Origin of the sequence: Bacillus sp. FJAT-29790, from assembly GCF_019039215.1 — a bacterium.
Taxonomy (GTDB): Bacteria; Bacillota; Bacilli; order Bacillales; family Cytobacillaceae; genus Cytobacillus.
The window spans coordinates 169818-193669 of the sequence record NZ_JAHNZZ010000004.1; the positions used below are offsets into that span (position 1 = coordinate 169818).

The 23852-nt window shown below is 35.6% G+C and carries 13 protein-coding genes and 1 riboswitch; of the genes, 9 read left to right on the plus strand and 4 right to left on the minus strand.

Going from position 1 to position 23852, the window contains the following annotated elements; translation table 11 throughout:
- Positions 1-121: 121 nt before the first annotated feature.
- Complete coding sequence (locus BGM26_RS19485; RefSeq protein ID WP_217041943.1) at positions 122-1102, minus strand: C40 family peptidase; 981 nt, start codon at positions 1100-1102, stop codon at positions 122-124.
- Positions 1103-1622: 520 nt separating this feature from the next.
- On the opposite strand from BGM26_RS19485, the gene BGM26_RS19490 reads away from it, so the two are divergent.
- The 7 genes from BGM26_RS19490 to BGM26_RS19515 all read left to right on the plus strand — a co-directional run bounded on the left by BGM26_RS19490 (position 1623) and on the right by BGM26_RS19515 (position 13095).
- A complete protein-coding gene (locus tag BGM26_RS19490) occupies positions 1623-4307 on the plus strand; it encodes an S-layer homology domain-containing protein (RefSeq protein WP_217041944.1) in 2685 nt (894 codons plus the stop codon).
- Positions 4308-4612: 305 nt separating this feature from the next.
- Entirely contained in the window at positions 4613-4780 is a 168-nt protein-coding gene (locus tag BGM26_RS22035) for a transposase (RefSeq protein WP_483297826.1), read from the plus strand.
- A gap of 946 nt (positions 4781-5726) precedes the next feature.
- Complete coding sequence (locus tag BGM26_RS21850) at positions 5727-5981, plus strand: transposase (protein ID WP_367949373.1); 255 nt, start codon at positions 5727-5729, stop codon at positions 5979-5981.
- A gap of 507 nt (positions 5982-6488) precedes the next feature.
- Positions 6489-7397: an accessory Sec system S-layer assembly protein gene (locus tag BGM26_RS19500; RefSeq protein WP_217041945.1), complete on the plus strand. Its 909-nt coding sequence runs from the start codon at positions 6489-6491 to the stop codon at positions 7395-7397.
- A gap of 86 nt (positions 7398-7483) precedes the next feature.
- Positions 7484-7651 (plus strand): hypothetical protein, encoded by a 168-nt coding sequence (locus BGM26_RS19505; RefSeq protein ID WP_217041946.1) that lies wholly within the window; start codon positions 7484-7486, stop codon positions 7649-7651.
- Between the two features lie 264 nt (positions 7652-7915).
- Positions 7916-11263, plus strand: coding sequence for a S8 family peptidase (locus tag BGM26_RS19510; RefSeq protein WP_217041947.1), 3348 nt, complete (start codon positions 7916-7918; stop codon positions 11261-11263).
- Positions 11264-11691: 428 nt separating this feature from the next.
- On the plus strand, positions 11692-13095 hold the full coding sequence (locus BGM26_RS19515) for a TolC family protein (protein WP_217041948.1): 1404 nt from the start codon (positions 11692-11694) through the stop codon (positions 13093-13095).
- A 646-nt stretch (positions 13096-13741) separates the two neighbouring features.
- Here the strand turns inward: BGM26_RS19515 and BGM26_RS19520 are convergent.
- Together BGM26_RS19520 and BGM26_RS19525 are read right to left on the minus strand one after the other, a co-directional pair.
- Entirely contained in the window at positions 13742-15031 is a 1290-nt protein-coding gene (locus BGM26_RS19520; RefSeq protein WP_217041949.1) for an S-layer homology domain-containing protein, read from the minus strand.
- 110 nt (positions 15032-15141) lie between these two features.
- Positions 15142-15229: riboswitch (cyclic di-GMP riboswitch) on the minus strand.
- A 466-nt stretch (positions 15230-15695) separates the two neighbouring features.
- Entirely contained in the window at positions 15696-16160 is a 465-nt protein-coding gene (locus BGM26_RS19525; RefSeq protein ID WP_217041950.1) for a zinc ribbon domain-containing protein, read from the minus strand.
- A gap of 737 nt (positions 16161-16897) precedes the next feature.
- On the opposite strand from BGM26_RS19525, the gene BGM26_RS19530 reads away from it, so the two are divergent.
- Complete coding sequence (locus BGM26_RS19530) at positions 16898-18550, plus strand: carboxypeptidase regulatory-like domain-containing protein (protein WP_217041951.1); 1653 nt, start codon at positions 16898-16900, stop codon at positions 18548-18550.
- A 486-nt stretch (positions 18551-19036) separates the two neighbouring features.
- On the opposite strand, the gene BGM26_RS19535 is transcribed toward BGM26_RS19530, so the two are convergent.
- The gene (locus BGM26_RS19535; protein WP_217041952.1) at positions 19037-21391 is read right to left on the minus strand and encodes a DUF5050 domain-containing protein; all 2355 of its coding nucleotides are present in this window, start codon (positions 21389-21391) and stop codon (positions 19037-19039) included.
- A gap of 546 nt (positions 21392-21937) precedes the next feature.
- On the opposite strand from BGM26_RS19535, the gene BGM26_RS19540 reads away from it, so the two are divergent.
- On the plus strand, positions 21938-23509 hold the full coding sequence (locus BGM26_RS19540; protein WP_217041953.1) for an S-layer homology domain-containing protein: 1572 nt from the start codon (positions 21938-21940) through the stop codon (positions 23507-23509).
- The last annotated feature ends 343 nt before the right edge of the window (positions 23510-23852 follow it).

Below are 23852 nucleotides of genomic sequence, written 5' to 3' on the forward strand. Positions count from 1 at the left end.
TTATATGAAGATAAAAATAAAGAAATCGGCTATTCGCCGATTTCCTCTAATCCCACCTCTTACATCTAACCTCTAGTTTGGTAGCTTGTCCGATTAGATTGCCTATGTATCCAATAATCTATTAAAATTGCGCTCGATATAAAAACGCAGCAAATTGCGAGCGGGTCACAAACTCTTCAGGCTTAAAGCTGCCATCGTTATAGCCGGTTGTGATCCCGGAAGCGGCGAGCTTCTGCACATCCTCATAGGCCCAATGGCTTGAATCAACATCAGTGAATGTCTTTGGAGAAGCAGGGGCTTTCAAGTTATACGCTCTTGAAATGATCGCTGCCATCTGTCCGCGTGTTAAGGAATCACTTGGTTTAAATTGGTTCGCTCCATTCCCTTTGAAAATCCCCTTCTCAAATACGGCATTGACAACACCGACTGCCCAGTGATTAGAAGAGACATCAGGGAAATTCCCGGAGCGATTGTTCATTTTTAAGCTGAAGGCCTCGGCAAGCATCGCCGCGACTTCTGCTCTTGTAATGTTATCTTGTGGCATGAAGTAGCTATTCTCGTAACCAAGCACTAAGTCTTCTTTTGCTAATTTATTAACAATTGGGTAAGCCCAGTGGCTTTCATCGACATCATGGAACTGTCCGATGTTCAAATCATATGAAAGAACACGTCTCGCACCTAAATAGCGCCCTTTCCAGTAATTATCATTTAAGCCTGAGATGGAAATCCCGCTGGAAGTGGCCGAATGTATAAACCGTTCGTTTCCTATGTAAATACCTGCGTGTGATACACCGGATCCTAACGTATCGAAAAGGACGATATCGCCCGTCCGCAAGTTGTTTCTATCTATAGATGTACCTGTTTTCGCTAAATCCTTTGTTGTTCTCGGCATATTGACTCCTAGTGACCGGTATACAGTCTGAATGTATCCAGAACAATCAAAGCCTCTTTCGTCCGTTCCAGCGTATTTATATGGAACACCTATGTATTTTTTGGCAACAGGTAGAAGCTTGTCATAGTTTGTATTCGCAGAAGCCGTTCCATTTGATAATAAAAATATGGAAAAACACGAAACAATTCCTATTATCGTTCGTCTAATCATATAGGGAAAAACCTCCTTATTCGAAAAAGAATCAGATATTTTGACGATTTATGTAATATGGGTATTTTAGCATATATTACTAATTTGTTATTTTACAATTACGTAACAAAATGATGACTAAATAGATGGGGAGAAGAATAGGCTTGTTTCTATAAGAGATTTGTAATCGCTACACATAAATAATGTGAATTTATTTTGTCATATTGTCATTACGTTGTGAATATAGTGTAAGTGTTTGGTTTTAATTTTAGGAAAAATACAAATTAGGTAAAAAGATGTTAATAAAGGCTTGCTATTTATGCCATTTATTGTAGAATAATAGGAAAGGTATAGAGGAATTTCCTCAAGGAGGGAATTCTACTGGTGGAAAATGACAATCAGTTAAGTGATTGACATTAATTCTATAAAATTCTATACTAATATTTGTTAACAAGTTAGTTTAAGAGGACAATACATAGAAATGTAGACTCTTAGATTTTCTTCAATAATTTTCAAGTATAAAAAGGGAGGAAATATCTCAATGGCTTACCAACCAAAATCTTACCGCAAATTTTTAGCGGGAACAGTAACAGCTGCAGTTGTTGCATCTTCACTAGCTCCTTTAGCTGGCGCAGAAGCAGCAGCAAAAAAATTCACAGACGAAAATCTTTTCGGTGATCATAAGGACAACATCTATAACGCTGTTGAACTTGGATACATCAAAGGATATGAAGATGGTTCTTTCAAACCAAACCAATCAATCACACGTGGTCAAGTTGTAAAAATTCTTGCTCGTACTCTTACTGATGTTGATACAACAGGCGTAGAGAACTTCTCTGACGTTGTTGGACACAGCGACAAAGAGTTAGTTGACGCTGCTCTTAAAGTTAAGGCTGCAGGTGTTTTCACTGGTAGCAACGGCAAGTTAAATGCTGCACAAAATATTTCTCGTCAACAAATGGCGAAAGTGTTAGTGAACGCGTTTGATCTTGAAGCTAATGATGAAAAGACAAATATTAAAGATCTTGATAAAGCGACAGCTGAGTTCCGTCCACTTATCGAGATTCTTGCTCAAAATGGTGTGACTGTAGTAGAGAACTACAACCCAACAGGTGACGTGTCTCGTGCTCAGTTTGCTTCGTTTGCGATGCGCTCATTAGATGCAGTAAAAGAAGTTGGCCCAACTGTAACAGAAATCTCTGTTATTGACAAAACTTCACTATTAGTGAAAATCAAAGGCGAAGTAACTGAAGTTTCTGCTGAAGATTTCGTATTCGATGGGGATCTTGAAGTGAAAGAGGCTAAAATCGTAGACGCTCCAGCAGCTGCGGCAGAAGCTAAATACACATATGTTAAGCTTACTACTTCTGAGCAAGAGGCTGGTAAAACTTATAAACTTGTAAAATTCCAAGGTGCTGAGCTTAAAAATGCTCCTGTAGTTAAAGTTCCAGCTATTGGTGATTTGAAGGTTACGTCGGTAAGTACGATTACTAAAACAGTTAACGAAGGTACATCAACTACACAAAGATTACAACTTGCTGTTAATAATCAAACTACTACAACATCAGTAGCTGACCTTGAAAAAGCTGGATATACTGTTGAATTTGTAACTACACAAGATGTATTTGCAGGTTCTACTCCAAGAAGAAGTGACACTGGAATAGTATCTAGAAGTTCTTTACAAGTTCTAACTGGAGCTGGTACAGAGTTTTTCCAATATAAAGTCCTTGTCAAGAAAGACGGAGAAGTAGTTGCTGAATCACCATTAAGTTACGTTGATATCGTTGATGAAGATGCTACTACTTTAGTATCATTAAAAGTTACAAACGATAATAACGGGGACTTAGAAGTTGAGAGTGGTAAGCTTGCAAGTGACGAACATTATACTTTAGAAGTTTGGGGTAGCCTGTCTTCAGAACCAGGTGTCTTTGAAGATCTATACACTAATGGTGACACATCGTTCACAGTATCATCATCAAATCCTGCAATCGCTACTGTTACTTCAACTGGTACAATTCAATTTAACGGTGGTACGGGAGATGTGACATTTACTGTTACTACCAATGATGGTAAATCTAAATCAATTAAATTCACTGTTCATTCAGGAGAATTAAAAGTTGACGCTTCAAAAAGTACAGTTGATAAAACTCCATTAAAGTTAGAGCAAGGTGTTGTACAACAATTTGTAGTAACTTTGAGAGACCAATTCGGTGATTTAGTTACTGGTAAAAATCTTACTAGTGGAGAAATTGAAATTGAAGAAGCAGAAAAGGTAACTGCAGGATCTTCAACTAAACTTACTGATACAGATGAAGCTACAGTACCAGGCTTTGAAGTTAAAGATGGTCAATATGCATTTGATGTAGAAGCTCAAAATGTAGATGGTAGTGGTGAAATTGAAGTACTATGGGGAGATAACCGAATTGGCAAAATTCCTGTAACAGTATCTAGTAATTCATTAGCTGCTACTAAATGGTCACTTACAACTTACAACTCTGCATATTCAACAACTATTGATGCAAATGGTCAAGAAGTCACTGAATTAGCATTTAGAGAGTTAGATCGTAATAATGTAAAAGTATCTGATGATATAACAGGTGATGGATTACGTAATACTAATTACACTATTAAGGTTAATGGTAAAACATTAAACGCTGCTAATAAATTATCTGGTATTAGTGAATATGTTGATGTAGATTGGAATTCTGACGGAACAATTTCTATTACAGCTTTAAAAGCTGGTTCAGTTAAGATTGAAGTCTTTGAAGGAGAACTATCTAGAGCATCGACTACTATTAAAGTTACTGATTCAAGAACTAAAGTAACAGGAGTTACCTTTGAAAGTAATATTCCTAGCATTGTAGATTCTGCGGGTGTAAGCTTATCTGATGTTTTACAGATCACTGGCTTAAAAACAGATTCTTCAACTAAAGCAATTGCTTTTGCTAAGGATGCCAACAGTAATGCTTCAAATGGTATCTTATGGGTTGTTGACAGCGAAAATGATGTAGTTGCTAGAGTTCAATTACTTGCTACTGGAACTCTAACAGGTGCAGAGTTTGAAACAAATGCTGATGATTACGTTAATAAAATTGTTGCTACTGGATCTGGTAAGAGCGGAACAGTTGTAGTTCAAGTACACAGAGTAGTTAATGACACTGCAACAGATGCAAAACATTTTGAAGCTGTTGGATCAACTACTATTAAAGTACCACGTTTACCTTAATAATTAATTAAGACAATAAGGGGGCTGTCCAGAAAGTAAGTTTTGACTGACTTTCTGGCGCCCCTTTCTTTTTAGAAAAACCAAAAAAATGTACAAAAAAATCGTCCTATTTTGTAAAATGAAGTTGCCACACCACATTGTAGAAAGGACGATTTTTTATGAGTAACCAAATGATCACTACCGAAAATTATACCACACAAATTAGCCAGCCTTAGAAGTAAAAGAATTGGCCCCTACATTCAAATCCTACAATAACCGTCAGGTTCAAGCTATCTTCGATATCTAGGAATTTATACCCGAATACCATGTTACACGCAATAGTAGATAAAATGGTTGAGGATGTACCAGATGAACAATTATTTTCTCATTATAAAGGTGGCGGACGAAGTTCCTTTCATCCGAAAATGATGCTTAAAATCATTCTTTTTGCTTATACTCAAAAGGTTTTTCCTGCCGGGGAATTGCAAAACTGATCAAAGAAAGTATCCCTGCCATGTAGCTGGCTGCAATGCAACAATCAGATTTCCGGACAATCAATGAGTTCCGTGGAGAACGAATGTAAGCCTTAATGGATGAATTATTCGAAGCAATGATTCTTAAGTTGATAAAAGAAAAATACATAACCATGGAAAACTACTTTTTGGATGGTACCAAGATCGAAGCCAATGCCAATAAGTATTCTTTCGAATGGAAAAAGGCAACTTGAAAATTTGAAGCCCAATTAAAGGGGAAAATTCAAGAAACTCTGGAACACATACATGAATTAACACAATTAGAAGCTGGGCCGGAGGAAAAGAAAACTGAGTAAAAGGTAGAGATTTCACCGAACAGGATCTAGAAGTAATTGCTAAAGAAATAGAAGAAAAGTAGAAAAGTTAACGAAAAAAATAGAAAAGGGAACAGATACCAAACTCCGTAAGGAGAATCGGCAAGAGCGTAGTAAGTGGAAGAAACCTTTAAAGATGATTTGGGAAAACTTCTTACCGCGACTATCAAAATACAAAGAATAAAACAAAATCTTCGGCGACCGTAACAGCTATTCCAAAACGGATAATAGCGCAACCTTTATGCGTATGAAGGAAGATCATATGAAAAATGGGCAGCTTAAGCCTGGTTATAATGTGCAAATGGGGACAGACAATCAATTTATCTTTTCATCAATGACCTACAGACACACATTGTTTTATCGCACATATTAAGAAACTGGCAACTACTTCTTTACCGATGCCCAAATCAGTTATTACAGATGCGGGATATGGCGGCGAGAAAAACTATGTATATGTGGTTGGTGGCGAGAAAGAGCCATGATCTGATTTCCTGATTCCATATTGGTCTTACTTACACGAACAAACACGTAAATACAAAAGGGATATAAAAAATGCAAAAAACTGGACTTATCTTGATCAAGATGCTTGTTTTATTTGCCTAAATGGCAGAAAAGTTCAATTTGAAAAATATCAAAACAAAAAGAATCAATCCGGATATGAACAATGTTTTATAATATACGAATGCGAGGATTGTACAGATTGTCCATTGAAATCCCAATCCACCAAGGCCAAAGGAAACCGTCATGTTCATTGGAATACGGTCTTTAAAGCAATGAAAGCAAAGGCAAAGGCATCCTTGAATGTGAAGAACAAACCGCCATCTACGCTAGATGAAAGATTGAAGTAGAAAGCGCGTTCGGTCATTTCGCCGGTTTTCTCTGCGGGGACTCGATAAGGAGCATGTTGAGTTCGGGATTGTGGCTTTAGGCCACACTCACTGAAAGTAGCAGGTATTCGCCAGCTACTTTCAGAAGAAAATTCTAAAAGTAAAAAGCTAGTGGAGAAAATCGATTAATTTTCTTCACTAGCTTTCTTTTAGGGACTTATCAGGCAGCCCCCTTATGTGCAGTTCTAATATTTATTGGGGTTTAGTGAACATCTTTTAAGCAATAAAAACAGAATGATGAACATCTTATTTAAGGTCAAACCATTAATAAGATGTTTTTCTTTTGTTAAAAAATCGTTTCCGTTAAAAGGAAATATGTTTAGTTATCTCCTAATAATTGAAAATGCGTTTAATCGCTTTTAGCTAAAATATCGTGATATAATAGTAAAGGTATGTGTATGGAAAAAGTATGACTTACATAGAATAAAATCTCTATGTTTAATTTGAAATATATGGAGGGGTAATATAATGTCTTTATTTTTTAAGAAAAATAAAAAGGGTGAGCCTAAATTAGATGGCCGTGAAAGTACAATACCTTCTGAGGATTTAGTTGACGCATCCATCGAAAAAAATAAAGAAGATGAGTTAGTAGAAACTGATTTATCGTTCCATCCTGAATGGAAGGTGTCAACAGAGGACCAATATGTATATAGGTTCTTAAATAATGAATGCCCCCCATTAAAGTTTGGTGAGATTTCTCTAACAGGCATTAGTATTCAAAAAAAAGATAATAAAGGTTGTGTTGTGACAGCTTTTATTAGAAATGGTGTAGATAGAAGTATACGTATAGTAAAGGCTAGTCTAGGACTTTTAGACAGTAAAGACAAGTTATTAGGCAGAAAACTTTTTGATTTCGATGAAATAGGAGAAATACCAGCAAAAAGCAGTCGACCATGGCAGTTTCATTTTACAAATAAAGATTTATTTACCGAGGAACTTCCTTTAGAGGGATGGAAGCTAGTTTTTTTAATTGAAAAAGAAAAAGGCAAACATCGACTTGAATTTCATGAAAGTTGGAATAAAACGTTATCAGATGAACAAAAGGAAAATATGCATCGAATCGTAGAATCTATCGATCCTCCTAAAGAGGGGGAGTTAAACTTTATGGGATTACAAATAAACAAGGTGGATAATGGTGAAATACATGTATTAATGCTTATCCGTAACGGTAGGAAAAACGATGTAACCATAGAAAATCTGCCATTACAAATAGAAGATGCCACTGGTAAATTGGTTGCTAAAGGTTCTTTTATTCTGAATCATTTTACAGTAAAGAGCAATACAAGTAAACCATGGACTATTATTTTTCCACAATCGAATGTTAGAAAAGAAAATCTGGACTTTTCAAATTGGAAAGTAACAGCACTGCATAAATAATACTTAAATTATTATTTAGAATAAGAATAGCTAAGCCTTAATTCCAATTACGGAGTTAGGGCTATTTCAATTTTAGGAGGAATCAAATGAATATCAGCGAAATAAGTAATCCAAAACGTCTAGGTCATTCAGGAAGGAACAGCCTGTTCATAACCGAGAAAACGGGATGGTGTTCGATGATGAGGATGGAACAGAATGGATTGGAGCCATTGCCTTTCGACCAAATAGGCCAGAGTGGTTACTCCAGATTCTAGAGGGACACGCGGACAGATCCCTCGCCCCACCAAAAAAACCAGCGAAAAGATTTAGGCTTGAAAGGAAAGCCTTGTAGAGAGTAAAATCTCTGCGAGGCTTTTTGTATTTTCAGAAAAGAAGTATGGTAGAATAGAATCGCAACTATTAGACTAGTTTCGCATATATAAAAATATTGTTAGGAATCGTGTCGAAAAGGATTCTTTTGACACCCCACAAACGGATTAAACCGTTGATATAAGCATTTATAGAGAGAGGAATGAATTTTGATTAAGAAATTATTAGCTTTATTACTAACTACTTTACTAGTTTTTGAAAGTTCCCTGTTTAATGTAACGCAAGTGTTTGCTGAATACCCTGATAATAGTAGCGAAAAAAAAGTAATAGCTGAGAATACCACAAATACTAACGAGGCAATTGAACAATTAAGTAAAAAATTACAGGATAATATTAAGATTAGGGTCATAGTTGGTATTAAAGATGGTAGTCAAATGCCGGATGGTATAACGAGCAGTAGGGCGATTGAAAGTGTGCAAAGAAAATTAATAAGGGAATTAGATCAGGTGATGGAACTTTCAGAAAGTGAAGTTAAGAAATTTAAAACTATTCCTTTCGCTGTTCTTACTGTTAACAGGGAAGGGTTTGAATCCTTATTACAAAATCCAAATGTTGTAAGTGTTGAGGAAGATGTCCCCACCCCGCTTTTAATGGCTGAGAGTAATGGAGTAATTGGATCGAATATCGCTTGGGATATAGGATTCACAGGTAAAGGTCAAACCGTTGCCGTTTTGGATACGGGTGTAGATAAAAATCATCCTTTCTTAAAAGGTAAAATAGTTTCTGAAGCCTGCTATTCAACGAATGAATCTATTTACGGTTCAAAAACACTTTGCCCTGATGGAAAGGAAAAATCTATTGCAACAGGGTCAGGAATGGACTGTAATAAATCGTTTGAAGGTTGTGGACACGGAACCCATGTTTCAGGAACGGTGGCTGGAAAGGAAACCCCATATTTAGGGAAGAAGTTATCAGGTGTTGCTAAGGATGCAAATATTATAGCGATTCAAGTATTTTCGAAGTTTCCGAAGTGGGGTGGCGGTTACGAAGTTCTATCATGGTCATCTGATCAAATTTTAGCACTTGAACGAGTTTTTTTACTAAAAAATCAATATAACATTGCTTCTGTAAATATGAGTTTAGGAGGGGGAAGTTATTCCACCAATTGTGATGAGCAGGAAAGTGGCTTCTTTGGTAGAAAACTCATTATTAACAAACTAACTCAAGAAGGAATTGCTGTAGTCATTGCATCTGGAAACGATGGATTTAAAGATAGTATTTCCGCACCAGCCTGTATTTCTTCAGCAGTAAGTGTTGGAGCCACTTCAAAAAGTGATGAAGTAGCATGGTTTTCGAATAGTTCTAAAGATCTTGATTTATTAGCTCCTGGAATGAGTATTACTTCTTCTGTGCCTGGTTCTAAATATGATTCTTGGGATGGTACTTCCATGGCAACACCTCACGTTGCTGGGGCATGGGCAGTTTTAAAAGAAATGAAACCTGACGCTACAGTTAATGAAGTGTTAACTTTTCTCCAATCTACAGGAAAGCCAGTTACAGATTATAATGAAATTACTAAATCAAGAATTGATCTTAGTAAAATTGGTGAATTTACTCAAGTCGTTGTTTCGTTGTCAGCAGACCCATCAGAAGTGGTTCTAAGCCAAGGTAAAACGAGACAATTAAAAATCACTGCTAATTATTCAGACAACACAGATCAAGATGTAACAAATGAAGTTATTTACACGAGTAGCGATACGAAAAGAGCTGTAATAAGCAAAGAGGGGCTTATTACGATACCGGCAAATGCAACGAATGGAACGGTTGCAATTACTGCTAAGCTTGGAAATCGTTCTGTTGTTATTCCAGTGAAAGTAGAGCAGGAAATTAGAGAAATAAAGCTTAACCAATCAAGTATTTTACTAGAGTCAGGGAAAACAATATATTTTAAATTAACAGCTAATTATTCAGATGGAAAGATTGTTGATGTAACCCGTTTAGCGAAATTCGACATCATAAAAGATGGGAATGAGTCCGAACAGCCTAAATCTGTTAAAGAACACTTTACTACAATCAATGGTACATTGAAGGCTTTATCAACGGCAGAAAAAGGAACATACACACTAATTGCAAAATATCAAAATAAAGAAACAAGCTCAGAGTTAGAGTACAAGCCTGTATTAACGAAAATTACCGCAGATACTCAAAAGCCCGTGCTAAACCCTGGAAATAAACAACCGTTGAAAATTACTGTCCACTTTTCAGATGGTAGTGAAGAAAATATTACGACAAAAGCAACGTATACAAGCAGTAATACACGTCTTGCGAATATAGCTGAAGTAGTTGTAGAAGGTGAACAAGCCAAGGAGTTTATGATAGATATTCCTGAAAACGCATCAAAAGGAACGGCAAAAATCACTGTAAAATATGGCGGACTTTCTGCGGTTATTTCAGTAACCGTTGAGCCTGAACTATATGAAATAAAGCTAAACCAATCCAATATCCATTTAGAGTTAGGAAGAACTGCAAGTTACAATTTAACAGCAACCTATAGTGATCGTACAAGTAAAGATATAACACGGTTAGCAGAATATGAAATCAAAAATGCATCTGGAGAGACTATCGCAGATCAGATTACATTAAGCAATGGCATACTGAGAACTCTAAACACCGCAGAAAAAGGGACTTATACAATAATAGCAAAATATCAAAACAAAGTAGTAAGTGCAGAACTTGAAGTCAAGCCAGTATTAACAAAAATCACCGCAGAGTCTCAGAAGCTAGTATTAAATCCTGGGAAGATACATCAATTAAAAATTACCGCACACTATTCAGATAGCAGCACTGAGGTGATTACTACACAAGCTACATACACGTCTAACAATGTGAAAAGGGGAACAGTTAACGAAAGTGGATTAATTACTATTCTAGCAGATGCAATAAAGGGAACAGTCGATTTCACTGCTAAATATGGTAGTCGCACAGTTGTTGTTTCTGTAACAATTGAACCAGAGCTTACAGAAATAGAGCTAGGCCAATCCAATATCCTAATAGAGTTAGGTAGCAATGCTCGATATAAGCTAACAGCAACCTACAAAGATGGCACAAGTAAAGACATCACACGCTTGGCAAATTATGAAATTAAAAATGCATCAGGCAAAACCATAACAAATCAAATCACAGCAACTAATGGTACATTAAAAGCTTTAGCAACCGCGGAAAAAGGCACGTACACGTTTATTGCTAAATACCAAGATAAAGAAGTAACAGCTGAGTTAGAAGTCAAGCCAGTATTAACGAAAATCACTACTGAATCCCAAAAAATCACACTAAAACCAAGTAGCACACAACAATTAGATATTACTGCACATTATTCGGATGGAAGTACTAAAGTTGCCACTTCACAAGCAACTTATACAAGCGGTAATGTAAAAAGGGCAATAGTAAGTGCAGATGGATTAATCACAGTCCCTGCTGAAGCAACAAGAGGAACAGTTAATATTACAGTGAAATATGGAAATCGTTCAGTCGTCATTTATGTAACGGTAACGCCTTAATCTAGAGGGTGACACGGGGAAGTTATCTGGTACTGTTAAATATCCCTAATGAAGCAAGTGGAAGAGTTATCGCATTTAAAGTGGTAGCTCTTTTCTTTTTGGAGAAATGGGGCCAACAAGAGACAAGAGAACAAGTCAGTCTCTTATCTTTCATATATTTACATTTGGTGGAATTGATTCAGTTCCCGTAAAGATAAGTTTCTATTAGGACTTTCTGTTATGTGGTGTACCAATTCAAAGAGGGAAAAGTGTAGATAGGTTCTAGAAATCGGTGTTAGACACATCTTGTGGATAAAAAGGAGATAGCCATAAAAATGTTTTTTTCATTTTGTTTTATATGGCTTAAAGATTATGATAAAATACCATTAGATGGATAAAAATTCAATTCTTGGGTGCATAAATAGAGATTTAAAAGGAGGGTTTTGAAGATGAGAAAAATGATGCCAATGGTTGTATGTGTAAGTCTATTTTTCGTTGGATTGGCTACGCCTATTCATGTTGTGCATGGTTCTGCTCCTATCCTTAGCGGCAACAGCGTAGGAAGTCCTGAGCATTCACAAGTATCAGCTTTAACAATAGAGGAAGCAATCGATCTGGCTCTATCGAATGATCAAACAATCATTCTTTTAGGCTATCAATACGAAATTCTTAAGCTTGACAGAATAATAAGCGAAAATACAATTATTGATCTAGAGGAAGAAATCAGAAATGCAGAAAATTATAGTGCACAACCGACAAACCCGGATGTAGTAAGACAAAGTATCATAAAAAATATTCAATCTAAAAATGCTGGAGTTAAGGATAAAAGCTATGGAGAAGAGTGGCCACCTGAGCTGATAGAAGAAGTGGAAACCTTAACAGCAAGTACAATTCAAGCAAACAGGGCTATAAATGCCCAGAATGCTTCAAGAGCCAGTCAGGTAAAGGATACACTGACTTCTAATATTGATAGTTTAAAAAATGGATTAAAAAATAATGAAATAAACAAGGAAAAAAATCAATTGCAAGTGGCGGAAACGAAGGAAGGAATTCGTTTCATGATAAAAGGGCGCATTGTCGAGCTTCTAAGTTTAAAAGCAGGCTTGGATTTCCAAGATCAGCATCTTAATCTTTTAAAAGATGACATTAAAAAAGCAGAAACGGAATTAAATACGGGAACTGCTTCTTATAATAGTTTAATAAGGTTGAAGAGGGATTTGCAAACCAACGAGCAAGAAAGGGAAAAAAGGCAAAAGCAATATGATCTTGAATTAACGCGGCTATTACACGATATTAATTATCCCACAAATAAAAAGGTAGAATTAATCTCACCCAATTTAAAAAACCTTAAAAAAATTAACATGTCAAAAGTTAATGAAACAAAGGAGAAATTCTTAGCCAATTCATTTGAGTTAAAACGGATAGATCAAGATTTAGCCAAATTAGCATATGATCGTAAACAAATAATAAACAAAAGAGATGAAGGGAATTCAGATAACGTTGAAAACTCATATCTTTTGGAGGAAATAAAGCAACAAGAGATTAAGATAAAATTAGAAGAAAAAAATAAAATCGAAAAAGACCTCCCTAAACAAGTGACAACCATCTATGAAAAAGCAGATGAAGCTTATTCAGATATTATAAATAAACAAACACTAAAAACACACCAAATTGAAGATGAGAGAAATTTAGAAATTCAATACGAGTTAGGCCTTATTTCTTGGCATGACTATAAAAAGGCTAGCTTTTCAACCAAACAAATTGCATTTGACGAACTAATGGCAAATTACTCGTACTATCTTAAGCTTAGTGAGATGGAAGCGCTTGAAAGAGGGATTATGTTTTCTAAATAGTGGTAGATTCGGTGACGCGTAGGGAATGGTGTCACTTCCCAAAGTAAGTGCGATTAACGCTAAGACTTTAGAAGTTAAATTCAACAGAGCTGTTGATACTGAAAAAGCTGTATTTGAATTGAAGAAAGACGGTTTCAAGTCTAACTGCAATTGCATAAAGTGCAGTGACGACCCGAAGTTTGTCGAAAGATTAGTAGACAAATAGATTGTAGGTAGGCTCTGTGGAGAGAAAATCTCTGCAGGGCTTTTCTTTTTAGAAGATAACCGAAATTGAAAAAGTACCTCTGCCACACCAGGGATTAATAATAGGTATAGAAGTTTAAATCTGCCTCCTCCTAGCCCTCTTGGTACAACAAAGTTCTCATAATCTTCATCTTCACCAAATACAGATTTATATGGATTTAATACCATTCCTTCTCATCGGTATTAGGTAATTAGAGAGGAAAATTGTTAGCATCACGTACTTGTTCATAAGAATTGATTACTTTATCATTCAAATCAACATTTTTATAGCCTTTCATATTGTACCCCTTATTTAAACGTGCTCCGTTCAATGCTTTTGATGCCAGAGCTCTAAAAAAGCACTACTCACTTATTAGAGTGAACAATGCTTTTTTTAGATCTACTTATTGTTTGCTATCAGAGACTATTCAACTGGCAAATAACGATCATCCATCACTCTTGCCATAAAAGAAGAAAATTGAGCACGAGTCACTGGATTGTTTGGTTTAAAGGTATTGTCATTATATCCCGTTGTAATTTTGTTGGCAGCAAGAGCAGAAATATAGTTATGAGCCCAATGTCTGCCTGGAACATCTGTATATTCATTATTATTTTTGCCTGTTAGTTCGTAGGCGTTCACTAAAATACGAGCCATCTCATCACGTGTTAATGGATCATTTGGGTTGAACTTCTGTACATTTGGGTAAATTCCTTCTGCCACTAGAGCAGCAATCGCTCCATATGCCCAATGATTTTTCGGAACATCGGTAAATCCAGGGGCTGGTCGGTTATCAGTGTCTAAATAGAGAGCGCGTGCAATCATGGTTGCTGCCTGAGCACGGGACACTGTTGCGTTTGGATTAAAGCTTCCATCCTGATATCCCTTTATGATTCCTTGATCCGATAAATACGCGATTTCTTTTACAGCCCAGTGCTTTAAATCAACATCCTTAAATGGCAGCGCATTTACTTCAAAGAAATAAGGCCCAGTTCCGTAAGACATTTTTAAATAGTAGGATCCAGGATTTAATTTGATGGTATTATCCCAATATTCAAGTGTCCTTATATAATTCTGTTCTGAATCATAAAGGTTTGTACTGGATGGAAGGTTAAACCCATATAATCCGGCAACCGGGACATCAAATTTAAAATAGTCCACCTCTCTAAAGGTGTCCATAATTGTTTTTAGTTGGTGGATGTTTGCATAATAACGAGTATTGAGTAAAATTGGGTTTGCAGATTTAAAGTCACCGTTGGGTTCTAATTCGTAGTAAATCGGGTCCGACAGCTCCACCGTCATTTTGTATGGGAAAACATCATCTGCATAGTTTGCCGTAAGTCTTATCGTATACTCGCCCTTTGGCAAAGCAATTTCATCTTGAATAAAATCTCTAGAGCTTATGTCATTATGCGTCATTAGAATCTTTTTCTTATTTTCATCAATTAAATCAAAAATCATCACTTCTTCATTTGTATCGACGGTAAACTTAATTTTCTTATTTTTATTCAAGACAATTTTGTAAAAGTCTTCCTTACCTTCTAATCCATTCCCCTCTACAGTAGCAAGCACTTTGGCTCCTGCTTGCTTAAAGGTTAATAGCTTAGGAGATTCAAAGCTAGTTTCTACAGCAATTATCTCTTCTGCATACGCGGGCAATAAAGGCTGGCTTAGAAGCGCAATTCCTGTAACTAGTCCAATAAAGTGTTTTTTCATTTCAAGTTTTCCCCCTAAAATGGTAATAAGTTTTTAACTGCACAAGAAAAAGACTATCCTGATTTAAGAATAGCCACCGTTAAAAAGTTATAGAAATTTCCCCTTCTAACAATGGTAACCCGACTGTCATAGATAAAATATATCCTTAGACTCGTAGCTTTGCGTCCCATACTTTAATATGGTTTGCCTTTTTCATTTGTATAACACTAACTATATTACCATAAAAATCAAAAATAGGAAGTTTGAATTAGGAAAATAGTATTACATAAACTCGCCATATAGAGTAAAAATCCTACTTGTAGCCTATTGAATAAAGTTTGATTAAATTATTTAAAAAATAAACTAATTAAACCACGTTTTGTTACGTAGTTTATGGAAATAGGAGAAATCGCCGATAATCGCCTTTAACCTTAGTTTACATAATCTAATAGGGCTTTTCTTTTTGAGTCCAAAAGGGATTGACGAACAACTTTGTTAGAATAGTGTAAACGAGCACAATATTTCGATTTTTCTTTTACATTAACCCGGAGGAATCTTAAATGAGAAACATAGGGACAGTTCTTACGTATCATCATTCTTCAATTTTGTCGAAGATTGCTAGATTTGGTTGAAAGTTTAATTATGAACAGGGAGCAGCTAAGTTGGCTCCCTGTTTCTTTTTTATTCAAAATTTTGAAGTGGGGGATTTCTGTCTGACAATGGAAAAAATAGTTTTAACAATATCAGTAGCATAATTATTTGCACTTTCTTTGACTTGTTCAATAGAGTTTTCTGCTACGGTTTTTGCAATATCTTTTGCGGCTGATTTTGCTTTATAGCTAATTGAATCTGTATCTTTTGTGTATTTAATTGAATGAAGATCTTGAATTGCTTTTTCTAAATCCTCTATAACTTGCGCATTTTTCGCCGAAAGTAGCTTTTGAGCTTCCTCTAGTTCTTCATTTTTGAAGAATATATCAAATATTTCTTGTGTTGATTTATCATCAAATTCTTGTTGTGGAATTGAAGGCTCATGAACTTCTTTTTCAATTTCGGGTTCCAAGGAATGTGATAAAAATTTATAACCACACTCATGACAAAACTTTGATTCTTCAATTCTCTTAGTTCCACATTCAGGACAAAATTTCATGTTGTTCCCCCTTTTGGTTCACCTTTTCTACATTCACCGCCATAAAGCATAGCCATTCTCATCCAATTGTTTGGAATTCAAAATCGTAGAATTCATCTCCTATCTTCATATCTTTATAGGTATATAATACCATTTAGAAGCCCGGATTGTTGAACAAAGATCAAATATATTCCATTAATTTTAGTACAGTGAGAGCAGGGTCAAAAGGATGTTTTCCGTGTAATGAAAGCGTCTTTTTTGGGACAGTAAAAGTTAATCAAACGTTTGAACAATAAAAACAATCATGATTTTTGCAATCTTAACCAAGTATGTAAATGTCGTCGGCTCCATTTCACTGCGCTGGTGATTACTACGTACATCAAGGCTTGTTCAACGAATCCGACGACGATTTAGTTTTTACATAGAATAAGAATAGGATAATAAAGGGGACTAATCAGGGAAAGGAGGACTAAAGAAAAGGGGTCAGACTCCTACTTCTAGAATTCATCGCACTGCAGTCAAAAAAGAAAAAATACTGTCAAGAATTTAAAAGTACATTTTAGATAAGACAGCGATTCCAAAGATAATAATTCATCTTATATATTTGTAAAATTTTATAATGTATGTCGTATTTTGGAGATTAATAGTATAATATACTTATTTTAGAGGTGAAATGAAAAAAAAGTCCTAGTCAAAAGACTAGAGAACTGCGGAAATTTAATTTCAAGAGACTATAATTAAATAGAGGTGAATAAATAGTGGTTTTTAAGAAGAATGGATTATTAAATAAAACTGTTGCACTTGTTCTAACGGCTGCATTGGCTTCTCCTTTTGCTGTATTATCAGATAATAAGGTAAAAGCAGCAGCTGAGCCAATAACAGGATCTGTTGAATACAGTTTGCTAGATGATGATGGGAAAACTTTTGTCCCATCTGATAAAATAGATTTCAACAATCTTTCCAGGTTTACAGGTGGTGTAGTGGATTATACATCCTTATGGGGATACAGGGAAGAAACTGGGAGTTCCAACGATGGAAAGGCTTTAACAAAAGCCTCTCTCGAACCTGGCAAATATGCAATCACTGCAAAGGTTAGTCCTACAGTAACTGTGACAAGTTTTGTAGAGGTTAAAGCAAGTAGTAAAGCAACAAAGGTTAAAGCAATTGCGCTTCCTTCTTCGGATAAAGTTGATCAAATGAAATCAGGGAAAATCAGCGGTGTTATTGCTGAGGGCACAACGGTAGTAATTAAAAATAAAGATACTGCCTGGACAACAAAAACAGACGAGAATGGTAAATTTACTGTATACGTCCCTGCTGGCTCTTACGATATTATTGTTGATTCAGCTACTGGTATGAAAAATAATAAATACTCTATAAAAGTTCAAGCGGGTCAAAACAACTTGCCGTTTGATGATTTACAGGTTAATACAGTGGTGGATGATACCTTAGGCTTTGAATTAGGAAACGACAAAGCCTCTAAGCCTTCAGTAAATCCTGAATCAAAGGAATACAAAGGCAAGGCTGTTCAAAATTCTACGGTACGAGCTTATACTGTTGATGATAAAGGAAATGTAGATCTCTATACATTGATTGGCGAGACTGTGACTAAAAAGGCAACTGCCTCCTCCACAATTGGAGAATTCTCTATTAAGTTAAAAGAAGCTCAGCCAGGTAAAAAGATAAAGCTTGTTGTGGAAGATGAGGCACTCAACAGCTATTCACCTATTGGTGAATTGTTTGATAAAGCTTTAGATAAAATTGACCCTGTATTAGCAGCTGATTCAAAGGCACAAGTGGGAAAAGACGTAAATATTGCATTCGCTGATAAATCAGGTTCATTAGTAACCTCAATAGACCTAGTAGTAACATTAAAGGAAGGAACGAATAATCCAATTACTTTAACAAAAATGATAAAAGGAACTGATGGTAAAACGACTGGTGATTACAAAATTACGAGTGGAAAAATTACAATCAGTAATCAAACAATCTTAACTAACATATCAGATTTTACAAAGGATACAGTTTTCGATATTACCGTTAAAGCTTCAGGCTTTAAAGATTCAAGCGTAGAACAAACTGTTTTAGCAGTAAGTGCACCGTCATTAACTGCTTCTGTAGCAAAAGCTACAAATGAGGGTGTAAAACTGACAGCATCAACTAAAGTTTCAGGAAATACAATTAAATATAAAATCTCTGCAGATTCAATTGAAACCCCAAAATTGTACTCAACAGTAAACGATGCAACAACATTAACAGCAAGCCCAACCGATAATATTATAGGTGTAGATGCAACAACGAATAAATATTTAGCTGTTTATGAGTTGGATAAAGATAGTAAGGTTATAAAATTTAAACAAATATTATTAACTAAAAACAATATTCAAGTAGTTGCTGCAGATGCTCCTTAACGCGCGCGGGAGGGACACGAGTGAAACACAGGGACGGTTCTTCCGTTTCATCAAAGAAAGGCTCCGTGGAGGGTAAAATCTCTGCGGTGCTTTTCTTTTTCCTTTTCAATTGATTCGCTGACTTTTATTTTCAATTTTGTCGAAGAATTTAATGTATTATAATGGAAAAATATTAGGAGAGTGCGACGGAGTTGGGCAGTGGGCTGGAAAGTGCAAAACGACCTATAAGAAGTGAACCATCAAAAAAAGAGGAAGTCGGGTAAGGAAGAGCTGTTGGAGTTAGGAATATAGGTAAATAGAAGACAGAGAGTAAATATATGAGCTTTCTGTCTTTTTTTGATGATCGTTCATGTGGATGCAAATGGGATCGAATGAGAACAAAAGAGCCAATCTTTAATGAAAGAGATTGACTCTTCTTTTCAGTATTCAGGGATAGGTAATTAGAACTGGGTTGATAATATTTTAGGCTTAGCACAAAACCTTAGATCACTTGGAATATGAAACAGGATTAACTTTTTTAATCAATTGTTTCTCTTCTTTTTTCGTAAAATAAATCCAATTACTAGTAGTTGGGAAGGGTATGAATACATCAGTTGCTAATTCTTGTATAGCCCCACCTTTGACTGGAACTTTTTTTATAGAAGAATAGAAATCCACATAATAGATATAGTTTGAATCTATTTTAATAATAGAGGTTGCATTCGTACGCACCTCTTTTTTAGGATTTTTAGGATCATAGGTTGTTATTTTTTGAGATGTACTATTGGTATTAAGTTCTTTTTTATAGATGAAATGATCATTTTCACTAGACACATAATATAGATCATTACCTGAAATAAAAATACTGTCTTTCGAATTTTTTGCTAGTACTTCTTTTGAAGTCCCATCAAATTTTATCCTTACCAACGTTTCATCGGATAAATAATAAATCCATCCGTTGTTTATGGTAAGGAGCTCAGAACAATCCTCAGCCAAGAGTGTTCTCTCTGACTTATTAGGATTGATTATGAGAAGGTCATATTGGCCATTGGCATTATATGAATCTTTGTATACAATGGTATCTTCTGAAATCAAGAAATTGTTTACCCCATTATACAAAATACTTTTTTTATTATTACCATCCTTTGACATTTTAAAGAAAGAACCAAATTCTTCAGTGTAGTATAGATCCTTGTCAGAGATAGAAGCTTGACTTACATTGTTAGCTAATAAGACTTTATTGCTTCCATCTAATGAGGCTTTGTATAGTGCCCCTGCGCCAAAACGCTGATTTTTTGTATCTATGAAAAAGATGTTTGAAGCATCTGTACCGACGATTGTTTTGTACCCAGAACCGATGAGAGAGGTTTGCTTGCCTTCTGAATCCATTCGATAAAGTGAAGCTCCGTTTTTTGTATACCACAACTGATTTCCGAAAATCTGTAAATTATAACAGTATCCGTTATCTATTTTTTCTGCTTCATTTAAGTCTGTTATATTTGCTGTATTCTTACTAAGTTTATATAGTGCTCCTTCTTCATCCGTTGTGGTCATGGTAAAATAAATCCAATTATCATAAATAATAAAGCTTTCAGCCCAAGCATTTTCCACTGAAATGACAGAAGCTACTGAACCTCCGTTAACCTTTATCTTTTTAATGCCTGGATTTCCACTTATTTTAGGAACAAAATAAATCCAGTCTCCATTTACAAAAAAGGAATTTACTTTTTCATTACTGACTTTTTCGTTTAATGTTCCATCTATTTTCATTTTGTAAAGGTAGGATTGATTGTCTGTATAGTAGATGATGCCTTTATTAATCGAGAATCCTTCTACATTACTCTTTAATTTTGTCTTATTTTTATAATCGGTAGTAAATTTCCATAAGGATTTATCTTCTTCAACATAATAAATCCAACCGTTATCGACTACGAGATTTAAGAAAGTTTCATCTGTATAGATACGGGTATTATTTCCTTTTTGCTCCACTTTTAAGTTTAGTTCTTTAGGGTTTGAACCGTCTTTATTCATTCTGACTAAAGAAAATGAAGGTACGAATCTTACGCTATAAATATAGTCCCCATCTATGGCTAGCTTCATATAATAACCGCAAGAAATTTCCTTCTTGCTTGAACCATCTTTATTCATTCGATAAATACAAGATATTAATGATGGAGTATCAAGATATTCTAAGGAATAAACATAATCACGATCTTCTACCCGGGTAGAATTGAGGTTTCCAAATTTTCGCTCTTGGAATGTAGTCCCATTATCTTGATTTTCTTGCAATATAAATGAATTGATCTCTAAATCAGATAGTCTCTTAAAGAACACGGCTGTTTGAGCCCTTGTCATAGTTCCTGAAGGGTCATATTGCTCAAGTTTTGAAGTTTTATTATTACTTCGCCCGGTTGTGATTCCTTTTTCGAACATCCAATTAACCGCATCAGCTAAATCAATATTTCTCCCTTGCGTTTTAGCAAGCATTTGTGCTAAAAGACCACGTGTTACCGGTTTATCTCGTGATTTAATAGATTCAAAGCCATTCAAGGGAAGATTATATTTTTCTGCTGTTTGATACAAACCATCAGCCCAGTGTGCAGATTGTGTGACACTTTCTTCTTCCAAATGAAAGTAGCGGATTGTGATGGCTAATAACTGTGCTTCTGTAAGTGTGTTATTAGGTTTAAAAGTACCATCAGAATACCCTTTTACTAAACTGTTTTCTTGGGCCCAACCAACTTCCTTATATGCCCAAAAATCCATGGGAACATCTTTAAAAATAATGTTTTGTGCTTCTGCTATAGTGAAATTGAAACTTAGTAAGCACATAAGTAATAGAAAACTAATAATTCTTTTCATAAAGATTGTTATCTCCTTTTGTTCAACTATGATCTAAAGCTAATTCGTCTTCGTACTCTATTCTACAATTAAACCTTCGGGTTAGGAAGATTTACCTACATTGTCGATGTCAGGTAGGTTGATTGACTCATAGTACCTGATACCGATAACGAAACCACAACTCGTCTTAATGAGCTACCTCTAAGCAACTACTTTCTCTCATATACGTCCGACACATCATTACATTTGTGCGTGTCGCATGTAAGCTTGGAAGAAGGGAGTGATCGCTTACGCTGCAGCTCTCTTTCGTTTATAATTTTCGGAAATTCTTCTTAGGAAACAAAGAAAACCCTCGCTTAATCCTTAGTTGGTTAAACAAGTGGAAAAACTTAAACCACACATCCTCTCCATTTCATATTCTCTCAAATAATGATATAATTTCCATATGTCTGCTATAATGGTAAATAATAGATAACCGTCTAGCACTCTGTTATATGCTTATCATTATGGTTTTCTGTTAATTACCAAATACTAGAGTTATAGCAAGTAGAATTAAGGAGGAGAAACATGAGAAAAGTTGGATTTTTAGCTTCCGTTTTTGCTTTAATCTTCGCATTACTTATTCCTGCAGTGAAAGCGGATGCTGCAACAACATTTAAGGATGTACCTAAAGATTTTTGGGCTGCAGAGGAAATTTATCGTTTTACGGATTCAGGGATTATTAACGGGTATAAGGACGGAACGTTTCGTCCGAATCAACCGATTACTCGAGCACAAGCAGCGATTATTTTGGCGGGTGGTTTAGAGCTAGATACAAAGGACCTGTCGTCGATCGCCTTTAAAGATATAGATAAAGGGCACCATGCTTATGCTGAAATTGCCGCCATTACTAAAGCGGGAATCATGAAAGGAAGTAACGGAGAATTTCAACCGAATAAGCCATTGACGCGTGCACAAATGGCGATTATTATCACGAATGCTTTCGGGTTTAAAGGCAATCATACATCTTCTTTTAAAGATGTTCCAAAAAACTTTCACGCCTATGACCACATTGATGCTATATTTGCCAATCACGTGACTACAGGGTATGAGGATGGTACATTTAAGCCGAATGCACCGACGACACGTGCACAGTTTTCTGTATTCCTTGCAAAGGCAATTGACAATAGTCAATCTGTGGCTGATTTGTTGAAAAAGGCTTATGACAATGAGCTAGCGATAGAAACATATGCGTACAAAGGTAGTATGAATCTTGGACTTACGCTCCCAAAATCGCTGCAAAACTCACCAGAAGCTGGTATGATAGCATCCATGCTAAAGGATATCCAGGTTGATATTTCTGGATCGTATCAAAAAGATCCAATGTTAATGGATGCTACTGTGGATCTTACGCTTTCAGGAGATATTAAGACGACAATCAGTCTTCCAATGGTAATCACGAAAGAGAAAATGTGGATGAAGGTTCCGCAAACACCATTTGCCCCATTACCAGAAGAGTTGAATGGGAAGTTCATTGAGTTTGACATGAAGGAATTGCAAGAATTACAAGGTCAACCAATTGGTGCGCTTGATATCGATTTACAAACAGAACTTGCCTTAGCGATCAATCATTTATTTCTGGACCAATTTGCTGATGACTTCTATAACGTAGTTAAGAGTGATTCAATTAAAGTACCAAGTGATATTCATGTCAAACATGTAGTTAAATTTGAACTAACAAATGAAAATCTACAACCATTCGTTGAAACCTTATTCAAGGGATTCTTACCTCAATTCTTTGAATTGCTACAAGAGCCTAAGTATGCGAAAGCACTAGGAATGACCGAAGAGAGTATCGAAATGGCTAAAGAAGGAATGGCGCATATTACCTCTAACATCGATGAAATTGTAAAAGAAATTAACAACGTATTAGCTATAAACAAGTTCGAAGAGTATGTCGTAATCAATCAAGACGATTTCATTGCTTATAACTTGATGGATTTGAACCTTGATATTAAAGTGAAAGAAGAAACTTATGGCTTCAAGTTGAGCTATGATCAGGCAAAATCCAAAATTAACGAAGCTGTTGAATTCCAGGTTCCAATTCCAGATGAAGCAAATGTTATTTCATACAAAGAGCTGTTGGAGTTAGAACAGTAGGTAAATAGAGAAGTGACAAGGGGACAAGGTTCTCTGTACTGTAATATGTTAGCATTTAATATAATTGATAAGGCTCTGTTGAGAGAAAATCTCTGCGGGGCTTTTTTTTTCCTCTTCAATTGATTAGCTAACTTTTATTTTTTACTATTTTAAAAGATTGATAAAAGCAGAGAGTCGATAAGTCATCTCTCTGCTTTTTGTGGTGTAGTTAAACAATATTGTTGAAATAATCGCGGGTGTCGAAGGACGAGTTTAGCTCATGAAAATAGGGTCAAACCGTTTATATTAATCAAACGTTTGATTAATATAAAAAATTAAGTGATTCTTCGTCATGTTCATTCTT

Coding starts and splice junctions, on each gene's coding strand:
- BGM26_RS19485 (WP_217041943.1), bottom strand. CDS start 1,102: ATGATTAGACGAACGATAATAGGAATTGTTTCGTGTTTTTCCATATTT.
- BGM26_RS19515 (WP_217041948.1), top strand. CDS start 11,692: ATGAGAAAAATGATGCCAATGGTTGTATGTGTAAGTCTATTTTTCGTT.
- BGM26_RS19535 (WP_217041952.1), bottom strand. CDS start 21,391: ATGAAAAGAATTATTAGTTTTCTATTACTTATGTGCTTACTAAGTTTC.
- BGM26_RS19490 (WP_217041944.1), top strand. CDS start 1,623: ATGGCTTACCAACCAAAATCTTACCGCAAATTTTTAGCGGGAACAGTA.
- BGM26_RS19540 (WP_217041953.1), top strand. CDS start 21,938: ATGAGAAAAGTTGGATTTTTAGCTTCCGTTTTTGCTTTAATCTTCGCA.
- BGM26_RS19500 (WP_217041945.1), top strand. CDS start 6,489: ATGTCTTTATTTTTTAAGAAAAATAAAAAGGGTGAGCCTAAATTAGAT.
- BGM26_RS19525 (WP_217041950.1), bottom strand. CDS start 16,160: ATGAAATTTTGTCCTGAATGTGGAACTAAGAGAATTGAAGAATCAAAG.
- BGM26_RS19520 (WP_217041949.1), bottom strand. CDS start 15,031: ATGAAAAAACACTTTATTGGACTAGTTACAGGAATTGCGCTTCTAAGC.
- BGM26_RS22035 (WP_483297826.1), top strand. CDS start 4,613: ATGTTACACGCAATAGTAGATAAAATGGTTGAGGATGTACCAGATGAA.
- BGM26_RS19505 (WP_217041946.1), top strand. CDS start 7,484: ATGAATATCAGCGAAATAAGTAATCCAAAACGTCTAGGTCATTCAGGA.